The sequence below is a fragment of the Rhizobium sp. Root491 genome (assembly GCF_001427205.1).
Taxonomy (GTDB): Bacteria; Pseudomonadota; Alphaproteobacteria; order Rhizobiales; family Rhizobiaceae; genus Agrobacterium; species Agrobacterium tumefaciens.
In genome coordinates this window covers 99,367-117,944 of the sequence record NZ_LMFF01000014.1, presented here as the reverse complement: position 1 = coordinate 117,944, position 18,578 = coordinate 99,367, and the positions used below count along the sequence as shown (strand labels likewise).

The window sequence follows — 18,578 nt, the reverse complement described above, 5'->3', positions numbered from 1 at the left end:
GCTCAGCTCCAGCCGTCGAAGAAGTTGCTGCCTGCCCTGGCGCGCACGTCTTCACCGGCCTTGCGACCCAAGTCCTCGGCATCCTTGCGAGCACCGGAAATCTCGACGCTGTGGCTCGTCTGTCCGTCCGGTGTGAGGATCAGGCCGGAGAAATGAAGTTCCTCGCCGTGGCAGGTAGCAAAGCCTGCAATCGGGGTGCGACAGGAACCATCGAGGGCGGCCAGAAAGGCGCGCTCGCAGGTAACGGCATCGTAGGTGGGTATGTCGTTGATAGGTGAAAGCAACTCGTCCATGCGTGTGTCGCCAATACGACTCTCGACGCAGATCGCGCCCTGCGCGGGGGCTGGTGGAAATTCCTTCGGGTCGAGAATGTCCGTCGGGACGTTCTCCATGCCCAGCCGTTTCAGGCCGGCAAAGGCGAGAAGCGTGGCATCCGCCTGGCCTTCCTCCAGTTTGCGCAGGCGGGTTTCGACCTGGCCGCGAAAGATGATGACGCTCAGGTCGGGACGCAGGCGGCGAATCAGCGCTTGGCGGCGCAAGGATGCGGAGCCGACAACGGCGCCCTGCGGTAGTTCCAGAAGCTTCGGTGCGGTGCGACCAATAAAGGCGTCGCGCATATCCTCGCGCGGCAGGAAAGCGGAAAGATAAAGGCCCTTCGGCAAAACGGTCGGCATGTCCTTGGAGGAATGCACGGCAATATCGAGCTCGCCGGAAAGAAGCTGGCTCTCCAGTTCTTCCGTGAACAGACCCTTGCCGCCGATCTCCGACAAAGCGCGGTCGGTTATCCGGTCACCCTTGGTGGAAAGCACGACGATTTCGAACATATCTTCCGGCAGACCGTGTGCCGACATCAGCCGGTTACGGGTCTCGTAAGCCTGTGCGAGCGCCAGAGGGCTGCCGCGCGTGCCGATTCGGAAAGGTTTTGTTTGCATCCGCGTCTATCCATTGTTACCGGAGTTGTCTTAGACCAACTCAGCGCATGATCGCAATGAACGAACAGAATTGATGACCCCCTTTCTTCGTATCCTCGGCATAGAGACAAGCTGTGACGAAACCGCTGCATCCATTGTGGTTCGGCATGCGGACGGACGTGGCGAGATCGTGTCCGACGTCGTTTTGTCGCAGCTTGAGGAACACAGCGCCTATGGCGGCGTGGTGCCCGAAATTGCTGCCCGCGCCCATGTCGAGGCGCTGGACACGCTGGTGGAAGAAGCGCTGGAACAGGCGGGTGTCACCCTTGCGGACGTCGATGCCATCGCGGCCACATCCGGCCCCGGCCTCATTGGCGGTCTGCTGGTGGGCCTGATGACCGGCAAGGCGATTGCGAAGGCTGCAGACAAGCCGCTTTACGCCATCAACCATCTCGAAGGCCATGCGCTGACGGCGCGTCTGACCGACGGTCTTTCCTTCCCCTATCTGATGCTGCTGGTCTCCGGCGGCCACACCCAGCTTGTGCTGGTTCGCGGTGTGGGTGAATACGAGCGCTGGGGTACGACCATTGATGACGCGCTTGGGGAAGCCTTCGACAAGACTGCTAAGCTTCTGGGATTGCCCTATCCCGGCGGGCCTGCGGTTGAAAAGGCAGCAGCGAAAGGCAACCCTGACCGTTTTGCACTGCCGCGCCCGATGGTCGGCGAGACGAGACTCGATTTTTCCTTCTCCGGTCTGAAGACAGCGGTGCGGCAGGCGGCAACCGCGATCGCTCCGCTTTCGGATCAGGATATTGCCGATATCTGCGCCTCCTTCCAGAAGGCGGTGTCACGCACGCTCAAGGACCGTATCGGCCGTGGGCTTGCCCGCTTTAAGGAAGAGTTTCCGCATCTCGAGACGGAGCCCGCTTTGGTCGTGGCCGGCGGCGTTGCCGCCAATACGGAAATCCGCCAGACCCTCCAGGCGCTTTGTGATGCCCACGGGTTCCGCTTTGTCGCACCGCCGCACCGGCTCTGCACCGACAATGCCGCGATGATTGCCTGGGCCGGTCTGGAGCGGATGGCATGCGGCCGGGAACCCGATGCGCTGGAGATCGCGCCGCGCTCGCGCTGGCCGCTTGATGGCAGCGCGGAGACATTGATCGGTTTCGGCAAAAGGGGAGCCAAGGCCTGATGCAGCGGGAGAAAATCGTCGTCATCGGCGCTGGCGCCTTCGGAACCGCGCTCGCCGTCGTCATCGCGCTGGAGAACCGGCATGACGTGACCCTGCTCGGCCGTGATGCGTCCCTGATGGCCGATCTTAGGGCTGATCGTATTCACGAGGCTGCCCTGCCGGGTGTAGACCTGCCGGATGCGCTGGAATTTTCCGTTGAGCCGGATGTGCTGGCCAATGCAGGCATCGTGTTGTTTGCCATGCCCTCTCAGGCCCATGCCGATGCGGCGCGCCATTACGGTCCTTATCTGGCTAATGATTGTATCATCGTTACCTGCGCCAAGGGCATCGACCGGGTGTCCGGCCGGCTGCTGACGGAACTTCTGGAAGCGGAACTGCCGCATCATCCAATCGCCGTTCTCTCCGGTCCGGGTTTTGCGGCCGATATCGCGTTCGGACTGCCGACGGCGATGGCGATAGCGGCGGAAGACGCTGTCATCGCCGAGCGGCTGGCGACCACGATTTCCGGCAGAACGTTCAGGCTTTATGCCTCGACCGACCGCACGGGCGTGCAGCTTGGCGGCGCACTGAAGAATGTGCTCGCCATTGCCGCCGGCATCGTGGAAGGTGCGGGCCTCGGCGATTCCGCACGGGCGGCGTTGATTTCGCGGGGGCTTGCCGAGATGTCGCGTCTGGTCGTTGCCATGGGCGGCAAGGCCGATACCGTGCGCGGTCTTTCCGGCCTTGGCGATCTCGTGCTGACCGCCACAAGCCACCAGTCGCGAAACCTGCGTTTCGGCATCGCGCTTGGCCGGGGCGAAGGCAAGGACATGTCCGGCGGGCTGGTGGAGGGCGCCTTTGCGGCAGCCGTTGCCGCCCGGCTCGGCGAACATCACGCTGTCGACATGCCGGTGACCGAGGCGGTTGCGGCCATCATCGACGGCAATCTGGACGTGGCGAGCGCCATGCAACAATTGATGACAAGGCCCATCACCACTGAATGAGTGTGGCCTTCGGATAGTTTTTACGCATGTCCTGGTCCCAAAACCGCTTACACTTTTGGGAGACATGCGCCAGCGAGGAGACGAAAATGCTGTTTGCCTTTATCTGCAAGGACAAGCCCGGCCATCTGAACGTGCGCATGGACACGCGCCCGGCTCATCTGGAGCACCTGAACAAATTGAACGCCGAAGGCACGCTGAAGATTGCCGGACCGTTTCTGGATGCCGAAGGCAAGCCGAATGGCAGCCTTGTCATCGTGGAAGCTGCCGACATCGATGCGGCTAAGGCCCTTGCCGATGCCGATCCCTATGCAAAGGCCGGCCTGTTCGAAAGCGTGGATGTGAAGCCCTATAACTGGGTCTTCAACAATCCGGGGGCGTGACCGGCCATGGCGAATTACTGGCTTTACAAGTCTGAGCCGTTCAAATGGTCCTGGGAAATGCAGAAGGCCAAGGGCGAGGCTGGCGAAGAATGGACCGGCGTGCGCAATTATCAGGCCCGCAACAACATGCGCGCCATGAAAATCGGCGACAAGGGTTTTTTCTACCACTCGAATGAAGGGCTGGATGTCGTCGGCATCGTGGAAGTCTGCGCCCTTTCGCACCCGGATTCGACCGCAGAGGGCGATCTGAAGTGGGATTGCGTGGATATCCGCGCCGTTTGCGACATGCCGAAACCGGTTTCGCTGAAGGATGTGAAGGCCAATCCGAAACTCGAAAAGATGTCGCTGGTCACCTCCATGCGGCTTTCGGTGCAGCCGGTGACGGAAGAGGAATATCTCGAAGTCTGCCGCATGGGTGGCCTTTCCAATCCACCGAAATCTCCGGACTGAGCTTTTGGTGAGGACCGATCCCGAACGCTTCATTCTCGATAATACCGGCATCATGCATCCACCACATGTGCCGGAATTGCGCCTTCATCTTGCGACCGAAGCCCATGAGCTGTGGCTGAAGACGGAGGAGGAGCTGGAAGAGATCGGCCTGCCGCCGCCATTCTGGGCTTTCGCCTGGGCTGGTGGACAGGGGCTTGCCCGCTACATTCTCGATCATCCTGAAAGTGTCTCCGGCAAACGTGTGCTGGATTTCGCCAGCGGTTCCGGACTGGTCGCCATTGCCGCCGTAAAGGCGGGTGCCGCGGCTGTTTTAGCCGCCGATATCGATCCGTGGACGGAAACGGCCATTCGGCTGAATGCGGCTCTCAATGGTGTGGCCATCGATTTTACCGGCCGCAATCTGGTTGGGACGCCGGTTGAGGCGGATGTTCTGCTGGCCGGCGACGTGTTTTATGATCGCGCCTTTGCCGATCTCCTCGTGCCTTGGTTTCTGGAGCTGGCGGATAGGGGCGTGACCGTGCTCGTCGGCGATCCGGGGCGGGCCTACCTGCCCAAACAGCGCCTTCACGCCGAGGCAACCTATCAGGTGCCGGTGACGCGGGCCCTGGAGGACAGTGAAGTCAAAAAAACCACCGTCTGGCGTTTTGTCTGATTATATCAGGGCCTGATGATGCAGACGCCGTGCTGGTAATCGCAGGCGTCGCCTGTCGTTTCGGCGCGGACGTTGATGATTTTCGCCTTCGGTGCCAGCTGCGCGCCCATATTGACGGTTGCGCCTTGTCGCGAAAGCCCACCATTGATCGCGAAATAATTGCCGTTCCCGCGGACTCTCAGGGCGGATATTCCACCCACATAAGTGCCGCCGGAAAGGGTGGAGGGCAGTCCGTCCGTGGAGAAGCTCAACTGTGACTGACGATGCTGATAATGGTGGCGACTATAAAAATCACCTGCCGCAGCAGGAGGCAGTGCCGTGAAAATAATGCCTGCAGTCATCACCGCCAGAGCTGCGATTCGACGCTGTAACATGAGCCTCATTCTCCGGATTTTTTCGGTTAACGAATAGTAAATTACATGATTTCGAAATTACGTAAAGGTAAATATTTTGAAGGCGTAAATCTTGGAAATGCTCGTTTTTTTATTTTCGAGCAAAAAAATTCCAAAAAAAATTCGTGAACCAATCGATTAAATTGGAATCGGTCATGAAATGTGCTTGTCGTGATGCTCCCATGTGATTAAACGTCGCGGTTGGTGCAATGCACATTCTTTCGTCATGTGCTGTTGCTTGGGGGCGCCCGATATGACGGGTGCACGGGAAAACGCCGCGAGGTTCTGATGGCGAACGTGACAAATAACCGGCCTCTGTCGCCGCATCTTCAAATTTACAAGCCGATTCCGACGATGGTCGCATCCATCGTGCACCGCATCACGGGTGCGGCGCTTTATTTCGGAACGCTTCTTGTCGCCTGGTGGCTTATCGCACTTGCTTCCGGCCCTGCCTATTACGACTGGGTCAGCTGGGCAATGGGTACGATCATCGGCAAGCTTATCCTGATCGGATATACCTGGGCTCTCGTTCACCACATGCTGGGCGGCCTTCGCCACTTCATGTGGGATCTCGGCCATGGCTTCGAGAAGAACTTCAACACGAAACTCGCCAAGGCGACCTTTGTAGCGTCGATCTGTCTGACCGCGCTGATCTGGGTCATCGCCCTGATCGTGCGCTAAGGAGATAGCCTGTCATGGATATGCGTACACCTCTCGGAAAGGTTCGTGGCCTCGGCTCCGCCAAGGAAGGCACCGACCATTTCTGGCGCCAGCGCCTTACGGCCGTCGCCAACGTGCCGTTGCTGATCTTCTTCGTGGTCTTTCTCATCAAATATGCCGGCGCTCCCTATCCGGAAGTTGCGGCGGCGCTTTCCAACCCTCTCGTTGCGGTCATCATGGGTCTGGTGCTGGTTTCCGGCCTCATTCACATGAAGCTCGGCATGCAGGTCATCATCGAAGACTACGTGCACGGCGAGGTTTCGAAGCTCGTTCTTCTGATGCTCAATACGTTTTTCGCGGTTCTCATTGGCGGTCTTTGCATCTTCGCCATTCTGAAAATCGCATTCGCAGGATAAATCGGCCATGGCATCGATCAGTTCACCTTCCCAGAATGGCAAGGCTTACACCTACGTCGATCACTCCTATGACGTGATCGTGGTGGGCGCCGGCGGCGCGGGTCTGCGCGCAACGCTCGGCATGGCGGAACAGGGGTTCCGCACGGCCTGCATCACCAAGGTTTTCCCGACGCGCTCCCACACGGTCGCGGCGCAGGGCGGTATCGCCGCTTCTCTCACCAACATGACGCCCGACTGTTGGCAGTGGCACCTTTACGACACCGTAAAGGGCTCCGACTGGCTGGGCGACGTCGACGCGATGCAATATCTCGCCATGGAAGCGCCAAAGGCGGTCTATGAGCTGGAGCATTACGGCGTGCCCTTCTCGCGTAATGCCGAAGGCAAGATCTACCAGCGCCCGTTTGGCGGCCATATGCAGAACTACGGCGAAGGCCCGCCGGTACAGCGCACCTGCGCCGCTGCCGACCGTACTGGCCACGCCATTCTGCACACGCTTTATGGCCAGTCGCTGCGCAACAATGCGGAATTCTTCATCGAATATTTCGCGCTCGACCTCATTATGGCGCCCGATGGCCGCTGCACCGGCGTCGTGGCGTGGAACCTCGATGACGGCACGATCCATCGCTTCTCCGCCAAGATGGTGGTGCTGGCGACCGGTGGTTACGGCCGCGCCTATTTCTCGGCAACGTCTGCCCATACCTGCACCGGCGACGGCGGCGGTATGATCGCACGTGCCGGCCTGCCGCTTCAGGATATGGAATTCGTTCAGTTCCACCCGACCGGCATTTACGGCGCGGGCTGCCTGATCACCGAAGGCGCGCGCGGCGAGGGCGGTTATCTCGTCAACTCCGAAGGCGAGCGCTTCATGGAGCGTTATGCTCCTTCGGCGAAGGACCTTGCTTCGCGTGACGTGGTGTCTCGCTGCATGACCATGGAAATCCGCGAGGGTCGTGGCGTCGGCAAGAACAAGGACCACATCTTCCTGCATCTCGATCACCTTGATCCGGCGATCCTGCATGAGCGTCTTCCGGGCATCTCCGAAAGCGCCAAGATTTTCGCCGGCGTTGACGTGACGCGCGAGCCGATCCCGGTCCTGCCCACCGTTCACTACAATATGGGCGGCATTCCGACCAACTATTGGGGCGAAGTGCTGAACGCCAACGCCGAGAACCCGGAACGCATCGCTCCCGGCCTGATGGCCGTTGGCGAAGCCGGTTGCGCCTCGGTTCACGGCGCGAACCGCCTCGGCTCCAACTCGCTGATCGACCTTGTGGTCTTCGGCCGCGCTGCCGCCATCCGTGCAGCCCAGGTCATCGACCGCGATGCGCCGGTTCCGGCTCTCGACACGGCTGCCTGCGACAAGATCATGGATCGCTTCGACAGCCTGCGTTATGCCAACGGCTCGACGCCGACGGCGGTGCTGCGTGACAAGATGCAGCGCGCCATGCAGGACGATGCCGCCGTATTCCGCACACAGGAATCGCTGGAAAGCGGTTGCCAGCGCATTTCCGCCATCTGGAAGGAACTGCCTGACGTCAAGGTTACCGACCGTTCGATGGTCTGGAACTCCGATCTGGTGGAAACGCTCGAACTGCACAATCTGATGGCCAACGCGATCACCACGGTCTATGGCGCGGAAGCGCGCAAGGAAAGCCGCGGTTCGCATGCCCGTGAGGATTTCGTCGATGGTCCGTTCGGCGGTCGCGACGATGTGAACTGGCGCAAGCACACGCTTGCCTGGGTCAGCCCTGAAGGTGATGTCAAGCTCGACTACCGCCCTGTTCACACCGACCTGATCGCCGACGGCATCGATCCGAAAAAGATCGAGCCGAAGGCTCGCGTCTACTGATTTGAGGAACTGGATATGGTTGAACTCGCTCTCCCCAAGAATTCCCAGATCAGCGAAGGCAAAGTCTGGCCGAAGCCGGATGGTGCCAAGAACGTTCGCGAATACCGGATCTATCGCTGGAACCCGGATGATGGCCAGAACCCGCGCATCGATACCTATTATATCGATATCGACGATTGCGGGCCGATGGTTCTCGATGCGCTGCTGTACATCAAGAACAATATCGACCCGACGCTGACGCTGCGCCGCTCCTGCCGTGAAGGCATTTGTGGTTCCTGCGCTATGAACATCGACGGCACCAACACGCTCGCCTGCACCAAGGGCATGGAAGAGATCAAGGGAACGGTGAAGGTCTATCCGCTGCCGCATATGCCAGTGGTGAAGGACCTCGTTCCGGACCTGTCGAACTTCTACGCGCAGCACCGCTCCATCGAGCCGTGGCTGAAGACGGTTTCGCCGACGCCTGCCAAGGAATGGAAGCAGAGCCATGAGGACCGCCTGAAGCTCGACGGTCTCTACGAGTGCATTCTGTGCGCCTGCTGCTCCACTTCCTGTCCCAGCTACTGGTGGAACGGCGACCGTTACCTCGGCCCCGCCGTTCTGCTGCAGGCCTATCGCTGGCTGATCGACAGCCGCGACGAAGCAACCGGCGAACGTCTTGATGATCTCGAAGATCCGTTCCGTCTTTATCGCTGCCACACCATCATGAACTGCGCGCAGGCTTGCCCGAAGGGGCTCAACCCGGCCAAGGCGATCGCGGAAATCAAGAAGATGATGGTCGAGCGTCGCGTCTGAAGACGATTCGTTTGGACAGAAAATCTATCGGGCCGCGGTTTGGACCGCGGCCCTTTTTTACAACCGGGCGCGGGAAATTTCGGTAAAAATCGACCGAAATGGTAATTATCCCAGCCATCGCTTGCGCAAGATAAGGCTTTGGTAATAATTCAGCCTTCTTGTTTGATCATGGTCTTTCCGGAAGCGAGAGAATCGGGAGCTTGATATGCAATTCAGATATGTGGTGACGGGTCTTGCGGTTGTAATGAGCCTGGCCGGTTGCCAACGTACCTCCTACGATTACAACAACAACACCAGCAACAATCCCGGTTATACGCCGCCGTTGCAGGCACAGCCGGTTCCCTCCGTTCAGTCTGGCGCCCTGCCGCCACCCGGTGGTGCTTCCGGCAGTCAGTTCCCGTCAGCACCCGCTTCTGCGACGCCTGGCGGCACTGATATGGCGTCTGCCGCTCCGCCGACAACGGCGCTTGATGTCACCAAGGAATCCATGGTTGGCAACTGGCGCGTTTCCAATGGCGGCGCCAATTGCGACATGTTCCTGACGCTTACCAATCTCGGCAGCGGTTCTCGTGGCGGCACGCGTGGCTGCTCCGGCGAACTCACGGCGATGGGGTCCTGGGAAGTGTCCGGCAAGATGGTCCTCTTCAAGAACCGTTCCGGCGATACGATCGGCCGCGTCTACAAGAGCGCCGATGCGCGTTTTGACGGCACGACGAATAGCGGCCAGCCGCTGAGCCTCAGCCGATAGAGCATCTCCGGTGCATCCGGATCGCCTCGCCTGTTTCAAGCCATTCCATTCGTCGCGGGCGTCCGTCCGCGACCGGGGCGCTTTTCCATGAAGCCATTGCCTGACTACAACCATAGTGTCGTTGAACAGCTCAACGCATTGACGGCAGCTGGCACCTTGCAGGCGGATGCCGCGCAACGCGGCGTTGCGGCCCACCTCGACCGTATCCTTGCCGATTTGAAAGCGCGCAAACCCGCCAGGAAAAAAAGCGCACTCGGCTGGATGTTCGCTCGCAAGGCTGGCCCGGCCGCCTTCGTCAAGGGACTGTATGTCCATGGCAGCGTTGGCCGCGGCAAGACGATGCTGATGGACATGTTCTACGAGATGGCGCCCGTCTCTTCCAAACGGCGCTGCCATTTTCACGAATTCATGGCTGATGTCCATAATCGCGTGCACGCGCATCGGCAGAAGCTCAAGAATGGCGAAACCAAGCAGGCCGATCCCATTCCTCCAGTGGCAGCCCAGCTTCTGGCGGAAGCGGAGCTTCTTTGCTTCGATGAGTTCACCGTCACGGATATTGCCGATGCGATGATCCTCGCCCGGCTGTTCAGCGAGCTTTTTGCCAATGGCTGCACATTGGTAACAACGTCCAATGTTGTGCCCGACAATCTTTACAAGGACGGGCTTAATCGCGGCCTGTTTCTGCCGTTTGTCGATTTGCTGAAGAAGCATGTGGAAGTGGTGACGCTGGACAGCCCCACCGATTACCGCATGGAAAAGCTGGAAAGCCTGCCGGTCTATGTCACGCCACTCGACGGTGCGGCGGATCAGGCCATGGATATGGCATGGCGGCACATGACCGGCGGCCATCTTGTCGCGCCGACTGAAATACCGATGAAGGGCCGCTCCATTCTGGTGCCGCGCGCCAGCGGCCGTGTGGCCCGCTTTTCCTTCTCCGACCTTTGCGAAAAGCCGCTCGGCGCTTCTGATTTTCTCGCGATAGCCAATCGTTTCGATACAGTCTTCATTGACCACATCCCGTTTCTCAATGCCGACAAACGGAACGAAACCAAGCGTTTTATCATTCTCATAGACGCGCTGTACGATCACAGCGTCCGCCTCTTCGCCTCCGCTGCGGCCATGCCCGAGGACCTGCTCGGCAAGCGGAAGGGCACCGAAGGTTTCGAGTTCGATCGCACCGCCTCGCGCCTGTTTGAGATGCGCAGTGCAGATTATCTGGTGCTCCACCATGAAAAACGGCAGAAAGTTTGACACTTTCGTGACGCATTCTCTTACGTTTACGTAAGAAAATAATGATCTAAACGATTGAAAATATTCATGCCAAAAGAATCTGTTGCCAATTTTGGCCAATGGGGCTAATCGAAGTGCGACAATTTGGCTGCCGGTGGCGTGGTGAAATTGAATTGAAGCTCTAGAGGAAGCATTCGATGGCTCGCAAAAAGATTGCACTTATTGGTTCTGGCATGATCGGCGGCACGCTGGCGCATCTCGCCAGCCTGAAGGAACTGGGCGATATCGTCCTCTTCGATATTGCCGACGGCATCCCGCAGGGCAAAGGTCTGGATATTGCCCAGTCCGGACCGGTTGAAGGTTTCAATGCCAAGCTCACTGGCGCGTCCGACTACGCTGCCATCGAAGGCGCTGATGTCTGCATCGTCACTGCAGGCGTCGCCCGCAAGCCCGGCATGAGCCGCGACGATCTTCTCGGCATCAATCTCAAGGTCATGGAGCAGGTCGGCGCCGGCATCAAGAAATATGCCCCGAACGCTTTCGTCATCTGCATCACCAACCCGCTGGACGCCATGGTCTGGGCGCTTCAGAAGTTTTCCGGTCTTCCGAAGAACAAGGTCGTCGGCATGGCCGGCGTTCTCGACAGCGCTCGCTTCCGCCTGTTCCTCGCCGAAGAGTTCAACGTTTCGGTTCAGGACGTAACGGCATTCGTTCTCGGCGGCCACGGCGATACGATGGTGCCTTTGGCGCGTTACTCCACCGTTGGCGGCATTCCGCTGACCGATCTCGTCAAGATGGGCTGGCTCACCGCCGAGCGTCTCGAAGAGATCATCCAGCGCACCCGCGACGGCGGTGCGGAAATCGTCGGCCTGCTGAAGACCGGCTCGGCCTATTACGCGCCAGCCGCTTCGGCGATCGAAATGGCTGAATCCTACCTCAAGGACAAGAAGCGCGTTCTGCCCGCCGCTGCCCATCTGTCGGGCCAGTACGGCGTGGACGATATGTATGTCGGCGTGCCCACCATCATCGGCGCCGGTGGTATCGAGCGCATCATCGAGATCGAGCTGAACAAGGATGAAGAAGCCGCCTTCCAGAAGTCCGTCGGCGCTGTTGCCGGTCTTTGCGAAGCCTGCATCAACATCGCTCCGTCGCTGAAGTAATAGCCTGACGCATCGGCGCAAAACCGGATTGGATTTTTGCAAGGCACGATGCGTAGATTCAACAGCTTGAAGCGCCCTGCGTCAGATAAGGATGCAGGGCGCTTCAAGCGGCTCCAAACAGGGATTATTCCATGAATATTCACGAATATCAGGCCAAGGCTCTTCTGAAGGGCTATGGCGCGCCGGTCGCTGAAGGCGTCGCCATCCTCAAGGTCGAAGAAGCCGAAGCCGCCGCAAAGCAGCTTCCCGGCCCGCTCTACGTCGTCAAGAGCCAGATTCACGCTGGCGGCCGCGGCAAGGGCAAGTTCAAGGAACTTGGCCCCGACGCCAAGGGTGGCGTCCGTCTCGCAAAAACGATTGAAGAAGTCGTTTCCCACTCCAAGGATATGCTCGGCAACACGCTGGTAACGGCGCAGACGGGCGATGCCGGCAAGCAGGTCAACCGCCTTTACATCGAAGACGGTGCGGATATCGCTCGCGAGCTTTACTGCTCGCTGCTGGTCGATCGCTCGGTCGGTCGCGTTGCTTTCGTGGTTTCCACCGAAGGCGGCATGGATATCGAAGCTGTTGCCCACGACACGCCCGAGAAGATCCACACCATCGCCATCGACCCGGAAAAGGGTGTGAGCGACGCTGACGTTGCTGCGATCTCCAAGGCGCTCGAGCTTGAGGGTGTTGCTGCGGAAGACGCCAAGGCGCTGTTCCCGATCCTCTACAAGGCCTTCAACGAGAAGGACATGGCTCTCCTCGAGGTTAACCCGCTGATCGTCATGGAAAACGGTCATCTGCGCGTTCTCGATGCCAAGATGTCCTTCGACGGCAACGCGCTGTTCCGCCATGACGACGTCAAGGCGCTGCGCGATGAGACCGAAGAAGACGCCAAGGAAATCGAAGCCTCCAAGTGGGACCTCGCTTACGTTGCGCTCGATGGCAACATCGGCTGCATGGTCAATGGTGCCGGTCTCGCCATGGCGACGATGGACATCATCAAGCTTTACGGCAAGGAGCCGGCAAACTTCTGTGACGTCGGCGGCGGCGCCGGCAAGGAGAAGGTTGCTGCAGCTTTCAAGATCATCACGGCCGACCCGAAGGTCGAGGGTATCCTCGTCAACATCTTCGGCGGTATCATGAAGTGCGACGTCATCGCCGAAGGTGTTATCGCCGCGGTGAAGGAAGTCGGTTTGCAGGTTCCGCTCGTTGTTCGCCTCGAAGGCACCAACGTCGAACTTGGCAAGAAGCTCCTGAACGAATCGGGCCTTGCGATTACGGCTGCTGACGACCTGGACGACGCAGCCAAGAAGATCGTCGCGGCGATCAACGGCTAATTGAGGGACCGGAAATAATGTCTATTCTTGTTAATAAAGACACCAAGATCCTCGTTCAGGGTCTGACCGGCAAGACCGGTACCTTCCACACCGAACAGGCGCTTGCTTATTACGGCACGCAGATGGTCGGTGGTATTCACCCGAAGAAGGGTGGCGAAACCTGGACCGGCTCCAAGGGCGAAAGCCTGCCGATCTTCGCAACGGTTGCCGAAGCCAAGGAAAAGACCGGTGCAGACGCATCCGTGATCTATGTTCCGCCGGCAGGTGCAGCCGACGCCATCATCGAAGCCATCGAGGCTGAGATCCCCTTCATCACCTGCATCACCGAAGGTATTCCGGTGATGGACATGGTGCGCGTCAAGGCTCGCCTCGACCGTTCGAACTCGCGCCTGCTCGGCCCCAACTGCCCGGGCATCATGACGCCTGAAGAATGCAAGATCGGCATCATGCCGGGCTCTATCTTCCGCAAGGGTTCGGTCGGTATCGTTTCGCGCTCCGGCACGCTGACCTATGAAGCCGTATTCCAGACATCCAACGAAGGCCTCGGCCAGACGACGGCTGTCGGCATCGGCGGCGACCCGGTCAAGGGCACCGAGTTCATCGACGTGCTGGAAATGTTCCTGGCCGACGAAGACACGCAGTCGATCATCATGATCGGCGAAATCGGCGGTTCGGCTGAAGAAGATGCGGCACAGTTCCTGATCGACGAAGCCAAGAAGGGCCGCAAGAAGCCGATGGCTGGCTTTATCGCGGGCCGTACGGCTCCGAAGGGCCGCACCATGGGCCACGCCGGCGCTGTCGTTTCCGGCGGCAAGGGCGATGCGGAATCGAAGATCGCGGCAATGGAAGCTGCAGGCATCAAGGTATCGCCTTCCCCGGCGCGCCTCGGCAAGACGCTGGTTGAAGTCCTCAAGGGCTGAGACCACATGAGACCGGTAACGGGCGGTGCGGCTCTAACGCCACGCTGCCCGAAGCCGCAAAGAACGACAGACAGACGGCATACCGCTCCGGCGGCAGACAGCAATAATCAAGCGGCAGGCCGATAAACGGCCCTAACGGCATCGAGGAGGCGGACGGACAAGTCCGCAAGAACACAATGGCAAGGCAAGAAGCGAACGAGCAGTTTCAGATCACGTCGTTTCTGGACGGCGCGAATGCAGCCTATATCGAGCAGCTCTATGCCCGGTACGAAGAGGATCCCTCTTCCGTGTCGCCGGAGTGGCAGAGCTTCTTCAAGGCGTTGTCCGATAATCCGGAAGACGTGAAGAAGGCAGCCAAGGGCGCCTCCTGGAAGCGCGCCAACTGGCCGATCCCGGCAAACGGCGACCTGGTATCCGCGCTTGATGGCAACTGGGCTACGGTCGAGAAGGCCATCGAGAAGAAGGTTCAGGCGAAAGCCGAGGCCAAGAGCGCCGATACCGGCAAGGCCGTCAGCCCGGCCGAAGTGCTTCAGGCGACCCGTGACAGCGTCCGCGCCATCATGATGATCCGCGCCTACCGCATGCGTGGCCATCTGCACGCCAAGCTCGACCCGCTCGGCATTGCCAGCGCCGTTGAGGACTATAACGAGCTTTCGCCGAAATCCTATGGCTTCGAGGAAAGCGACTACGACCGCAAGATTTTCATCGATAACGTCCTCGGTCTCGAATACGCGACCGTACGCGAAATGGTCGATATTCTCGAGCGCACCTATTGCTCGACGCTCGGCGTCGAATTTATGCATATGTCCAACCCGGAAGAAAAAGGCTGGATCCAGGAACGCATCGAAGGTCCGGACAAGGGTGTGGACTTCACGCCGGAAGGCAAGAAGGCGATTCTGTCCAAGCTCGTCGAAGCCGAAGGCTATGAGCAGTTCCTCGACGTGCGTTTCAAGGGTACCAAGCGTTTCGGCCTCGATGGTGGTGAATCGCTGATCCCGGCACTTGAGCAGATCATCAAGCGCGGCGGCCAGGACGGTCTGGAAGAAGTCGTGCTCGGCATGGCTCACCGCGGCCGCCTGAACGTTTTGACCAACGTGATGGGCAAGCCGCACCGCGCCGTGTTCCACGAGTTCAAGGGCGGTTCGTTCAAGCCTGATGACGTCGAAGGTTCCGGTGACGTGAAGTACCATCTCGGTGCCTCCTCAGACCGCGAATTCGACGGCAACAAGGTTCACCTCTCGCTGACGGCAAACCCGTCGCACCTCGAAATCGTCAACCCTGTCGTCATGGGCAAGGCCCGCGCCAAGCAGGACCAGCTTGCCAAGACATGGGACGGCGACATCATTCCGCTGTCGGAACGCGCAAAGGTGCTGCCGCTCCTGTTGCACGGCGACGCCGCTTTTGCGGGTCAGGGCGTGGTTGCCGAAATTCTCGGCCTCTCCGGCCTGCGCGGTCACCGCGTTGCCGGTACCATGCACTTCATCATCAACAACCAGATCGGCTTCACGACGAACCCGGCCTTCTCGCGCTCGTCGCCCTATCCGTCCGACGTTGCCAAGATGATCGAGGCGCCGATCTTCCACGTTAACGGTGATGATCCGGAAGCGGTGGTTTATGCGGCAAAGGTTGCAACCGAATACCGCATGAAGTTCCATAAGCCTGTCGTCATCGACATGTTCTGTTACCGTCGCTTCGGCCATAACGAAGGCGACGAGCCTGCATTCACGCAGCCGAAGATGTACAAGGTCATCCGTGGCCACAAGACTGTCGCCCGCATCTATGCTGACCGCCTGATTGCAGAAGGCCTGATCACCGAAGGCGATTTCGAGAAGATCAAGGCCGATTGGCGCGCCCATCTCGAGCAGGAGTTCGAGGCAGGCCAGTCCTACAAGCCGAACAAGGCCGACTGGCTGGATGGTCAGTGGTCCGGTCTGCGCGCCGCCGACAATGCCGATGAGCAGCGTCGTGGCAAGACCGGCGTGCCGATGAAGCAGCTGAAGGAAATCGGCAAGAAGCTGTCGACCATTCCGGAAGGCTTCAGCGCACACCGCACGATCCAGCGCTTCATGGAAAACCGTGCTCAGATGGTCGAGACCGGTGAGGGGCTGGACTGGGCGATGGCTGAGGCTCTGGCCTTCGGTTCGCTGGTCGTAGACGGCCACAAGATCCGTCTGTCCGGTCAGGACTGCGAACGCGGCACCTTCTCGCAGCGCCACTCGGTTCTCTATGATCAGGAGACAGAAGAGCGTTACATCCCGCTTGCCAATCTTTCGCCGACGCAGGCCCGCTACGAAGTCATCAACTCGATGCTTTCGGAAGAAGCGGTTCTCGGTTTCGAATATGGCTATTCGCTTGCCCGCCCGAATGCACTGACGCTCTGGGAAGCCCAGTTCGGCGACTTCGCCAACGGCGCCCAGGTAGTGTTCGACCAGTTCATCTCTTCGGGTGAACGCAAGTGGCTGCGCATGTCCGGTCTCGTCTGCCTCCTGCCGCATGGTTATGAAGGTCAGGGTCCGGAACATTCGTCCGCCCGTCTGGAACGCTGGTTGCAGATGTGCGCCGAAGACAACATGCAGGTTGCAAACGTTACGACGCCGGCTAACTACTTCCATATCCTGCGCCGCCAGATGAAGCGTGACTTCCGCAAGCCGCTCATCCTGATGACGCCGAAGTCCCTGCTGCGTCACAAGCGCGCCACCTCGTCGCTTGCGGAGCTTGCAGGCGAGTCCTCCTTCCACCGTCTCCTGTGGGACGATGCGGAGGTCATCAAGGATGGTCCGATCAAGCTGCAGAAGGACTCGAAGATCCGCCGCGTCGTCATGTGCACGGGCAAGGTCTATTACGATCTGCTCGAGGAGCGTGAAAAGCGCGGTATCGACGACATCTACCTGCTGCGTGTCGAACAGCTCTATCCGTTCCCGGCCAAGGCGCTCATCAACGAGCTTTCCCGTTTCCGTAACGCGGAAATGGTGTGGTGCCAGGAAGAGCCGAAGAACATGGGTGCGTGGTCGTTCATCGATCCCTACCTTGAATGGGTTCTGGCGCATATCGACGCCAAGTACCAGAAGGTCCGTTACACGGGCCGTCCGGCTGCCGCCTCTCCGGCGACCGGCCTGATGTCCAAGCATCTGGCGCAGCTTGCTGCGTTCCTGGAAGACGCGCTGGGAGAGTGAGAACTCTCCCGCATCGCCCCGCAAAAAAGACACCCGAATAACGGAACTATATCATGGCCACTGAAATCCGCGTACCAACCCTCGGCGAATCCGTCAGCGAAGCGACCGTCGGCACCTGGTTCAAGAAGGTCGGCGATACCGTCAAGGCCGACGAACCTCTCGTTGAACTCGAAACCGACAAGGTTACCGTCGAAGTTCCGGCGCCCGCCTCCGGCGTGCTGACCGAAATCGTCGTGCAGAACGGCGAAACCGTCGGTCTCGACGCCCTTCTCGGCCAGATCGCCGAAGGTGCTGCCGGCGCCGCAACTTCTGCACCCGCAGCAAAGCCTGCTGCGCCTGCTGCTGCACCGGCACCTGCCGCAGCCGTGGCCGCCGCTCCTGTTGGCAGCGCCATGCCGCCGGCACCGGCCGCTGGCAAGCTGCTTGCTGAAAACAATCTTTCCGCCGATCAGGTCGACGGTTCGGGCAAGCGTGGCCAGGTTCTGAAGGGCGACGTTCTCGCCGCTGTTGCCAAGGGTGTTTCGGCACCTGCCGCCGCTCCGGTCGCTGCTGCTGCTCCCCGTCCGGTTTCGGCCGAGCAGGATCAGGTTCGCGAAGAGCGCGTCAAGATGACCCGCCTGCGCCAGACGATCGCACGTCGCCTCAAGGATGCACAGAACACGGCCGCCATGCTGACCACCTATAACGAGGTGGACATGAGCGCCGTCATGGATCTGCGCAACCGCTACAAGGACGTTTTCGAGAAGAAGCACGGCGTCAAGCTGGGCTTCATGGGCTTCTTCACCAAGGCCGTGACCCACGCGCTGAAGGAACTGCCTGCGGTTAACGCCGAAATCGACGGCACGGACATCATCTACAAGAACTATTGTCACGTCGGCATGGCTGTCGGCACCGACAAGGGTCTCGTCGTTCCGGTCATTCGCGATGCCGACCAGCTCTCCATCGCTGGTGTCGAAAAGGAACTCGGCCGTCTCGCCAAGGCAGCGCGCGACGGTTCGCTCGGCATGGCCGACATGCAGGGCGGCACCTTCACCATCACCAATGGTGGCGTCTACGGCTCGCTGATGTCCTCGCCGATCCTCAATGCGCCGCAGTCGGGCATCCTCGGCATGCACAAGATCCAGGAGCGTCCGGTCGCCATCGGTGGTCAGGTCGTCATCCGTCCGATGATGTATCTTGCGCTCTCCTACGATCACCGTATCGTTGACGGCAAGGAAGCCGTGACCTTCCTCGTTCGCGTCAAGGAAAGCCTCGAAGATCCGGAACGTCTGGTTCTCGATCTCTGATCGGTCTTGCTTTTCGTTTCAGCGGGGTTTCAAGTCGATCCCGCTGAAATGCCATC

Annotated in this window: 18 protein-coding genes; 16 read left to right on the top strand and 2 right to left on the bottom strand. The window is 59.6% G+C overall.

The window, feature by feature from the left end; genetic code table 11:
• Window positions 1-2: 2 nt before the first annotated feature.
• A complete protein-coding gene (gene hemC / locus ASD46_RS15495; RefSeq protein WP_019566045.1) occupies window positions 3-932 on the bottom strand; it encodes a hydroxymethylbilane synthase in 930 nt (309 codons plus the stop codon).
• Window positions 933-1,005: 73 nt separating this feature from the next.
• Between hemC and tsaD the strand changes: the two genes are divergently transcribed.
• From tsaD to ASD46_RS15470, 5 genes are all read left to right on the top strand, one after another.
• Complete coding sequence (tsaD, locus tag ASD46_RS15490; protein ID WP_013636893.1) at window positions 1,006-2,103, top strand: tRNA (adenosine(37)-N6)-threonylcarbamoyltransferase complex transferase subunit TsaD; 1,098 nt, start codon at window positions 1,006-1,008, stop codon at window positions 2,101-2,103.
• Entirely contained in the window at window positions 2,103-3,086 is a 984-nt protein-coding gene (locus ASD46_RS15485) for an NAD(P)H-dependent glycerol-3-phosphate dehydrogenase (RefSeq protein WP_060642520.1), read from the top strand. The genes tsaD and ASD46_RS15485 overlap by 1 nt, the downstream gene beginning before the upstream one ends.
• Window positions 3,087-3,172: 86 nt before the next feature.
• Window positions 3,173-3,466 (top strand): YciI-like protein, encoded by a 294-nt coding sequence (locus tag ASD46_RS15480; RefSeq protein ID WP_003516711.1) that lies wholly within the window; start codon window positions 3,173-3,175, stop codon window positions 3,464-3,466.
• A 6-nt stretch (window positions 3,467-3,472) separates the two neighbouring features.
• On the top strand, window positions 3,473-3,916 hold the full coding sequence (locus tag ASD46_RS15475; RefSeq protein WP_003516712.1) for an EVE domain-containing protein: 444 nt from the start codon (window positions 3,473-3,475) through the stop codon (window positions 3,914-3,916).
• Between the two features lie 7 nt (window positions 3,917-3,923).
• Window positions 3,924-4,568 carry a class I SAM-dependent methyltransferase gene (locus tag ASD46_RS15470; protein ID WP_025594556.1) on the top strand — a complete coding sequence of 215 codons (645 nt, stop codon included), beginning with the start codon at window positions 3,924-3,926 and terminating at the stop codon, window positions 4,566-4,568.
• A gap of 5 nt (window positions 4,569-4,573) precedes the next feature.
• Here ASD46_RS15470 and ASD46_RS15465 read toward each other — a convergent pair whose 3' ends face one another.
• Window positions 4,574-4,942: a hypothetical protein gene (locus ASD46_RS15465; protein ID WP_019566047.1), complete on the bottom strand. Its 369-nt coding sequence runs from the start codon at window positions 4,940-4,942 to the stop codon at window positions 4,574-4,576.
• A gap of 306 nt (window positions 4,943-5,248) precedes the next feature.
• Between ASD46_RS15465 and sdhC the strand changes: the two genes are divergently transcribed.
• From sdhC to odhB, 11 genes are all read left to right on the top strand, one after another.
• Complete coding sequence (gene sdhC / locus ASD46_RS15460) at window positions 5,249-5,641, top strand: succinate dehydrogenase, cytochrome b556 subunit (protein ID WP_013636889.1); 393 nt, start codon at window positions 5,249-5,251, stop codon at window positions 5,639-5,641.
• A 14-nt stretch (window positions 5,642-5,655) separates the two neighbouring features.
• Complete coding sequence (gene sdhD / locus ASD46_RS15455) at window positions 5,656-6,036, top strand: succinate dehydrogenase, hydrophobic membrane anchor protein (protein ID WP_003516716.1); 381 nt, start codon at window positions 5,656-5,658, stop codon at window positions 6,034-6,036.
• A 7-nt stretch (window positions 6,037-6,043) separates the two neighbouring features.
• A complete protein-coding gene (sdhA, locus tag ASD46_RS15450; RefSeq protein ID WP_013636888.1) occupies window positions 6,044-7,885 on the top strand; it encodes a succinate dehydrogenase flavoprotein subunit in 1,842 nt (613 codons plus the stop codon).
• Between the two features lie 15 nt (window positions 7,886-7,900).
• Window positions 7,901-8,680, top strand: a complete 780-nt coding sequence (locus ASD46_RS15445; RefSeq protein ID WP_003516718.1) for a succinate dehydrogenase iron-sulfur subunit — start codon at window positions 7,901-7,903, stop codon at window positions 8,678-8,680.
• Window positions 8,681-8,885: 205 nt separating this feature from the next.
• Window positions 8,886-9,428: a protease inhibitor Inh/omp19 family protein gene (locus ASD46_RS15440; RefSeq protein ID WP_003516719.1), complete on the top strand. Its 543-nt coding sequence runs from the start codon at window positions 8,886-8,888 to the stop codon at window positions 9,426-9,428.
• 87 nt (window positions 9,429-9,515) lie between these two features.
• Window positions 9,516-10,679, top strand: a complete 1,164-nt coding sequence (zapE, locus tag ASD46_RS15435; RefSeq protein ID WP_013636887.1) for a cell division protein ZapE — start codon at window positions 9,516-9,518, stop codon at window positions 10,677-10,679.
• Window positions 10,680-10,855: 176 nt separating this feature from the next.
• Window positions 10,856-11,818, top strand: a complete 963-nt coding sequence (gene mdh / locus ASD46_RS15430) for a malate dehydrogenase (protein ID WP_003516723.1) — start codon at window positions 10,856-10,858, stop codon at window positions 11,816-11,818.
• 131 nt (window positions 11,819-11,949) lie between these two features.
• The gene (gene sucC / locus ASD46_RS15425) at window positions 11,950-13,143 is read left to right on the top strand and encodes an ADP-forming succinate--CoA ligase subunit beta (protein WP_003516725.1); all 1,194 of its coding nucleotides are present in this window, start codon (window positions 11,950-11,952) and stop codon (window positions 13,141-13,143) included.
• A 17-nt stretch (window positions 13,144-13,160) separates the two neighbouring features.
• Window positions 13,161-14,063, top strand: a complete 903-nt coding sequence (gene sucD, locus ASD46_RS15420) for a succinate--CoA ligase subunit alpha (protein ID WP_025594552.1) — start codon at window positions 13,161-13,163, stop codon at window positions 14,061-14,063.
• Between the two features lie 176 nt (window positions 14,064-14,239).
• Window positions 14,240-17,236 carry a 2-oxoglutarate dehydrogenase E1 component gene (locus ASD46_RS15415; RefSeq protein WP_003516728.1) on the top strand — a complete coding sequence of 999 codons (2,997 nt, stop codon included), beginning with the start codon at window positions 14,240-14,242 and terminating at the stop codon, window positions 17,234-17,236.
• A gap of 53 nt (window positions 17,237-17,289) precedes the next feature.
• On the top strand, window positions 17,290-18,522 hold the full coding sequence (gene odhB / locus ASD46_RS15410; protein WP_025594550.1) for a 2-oxoglutarate dehydrogenase complex dihydrolipoyllysine-residue succinyltransferase: 1,233 nt from the start codon (window positions 17,290-17,292) through the stop codon (window positions 18,520-18,522).
• Window positions 18,523-18,578: the final 56 nt, after the last annotated feature.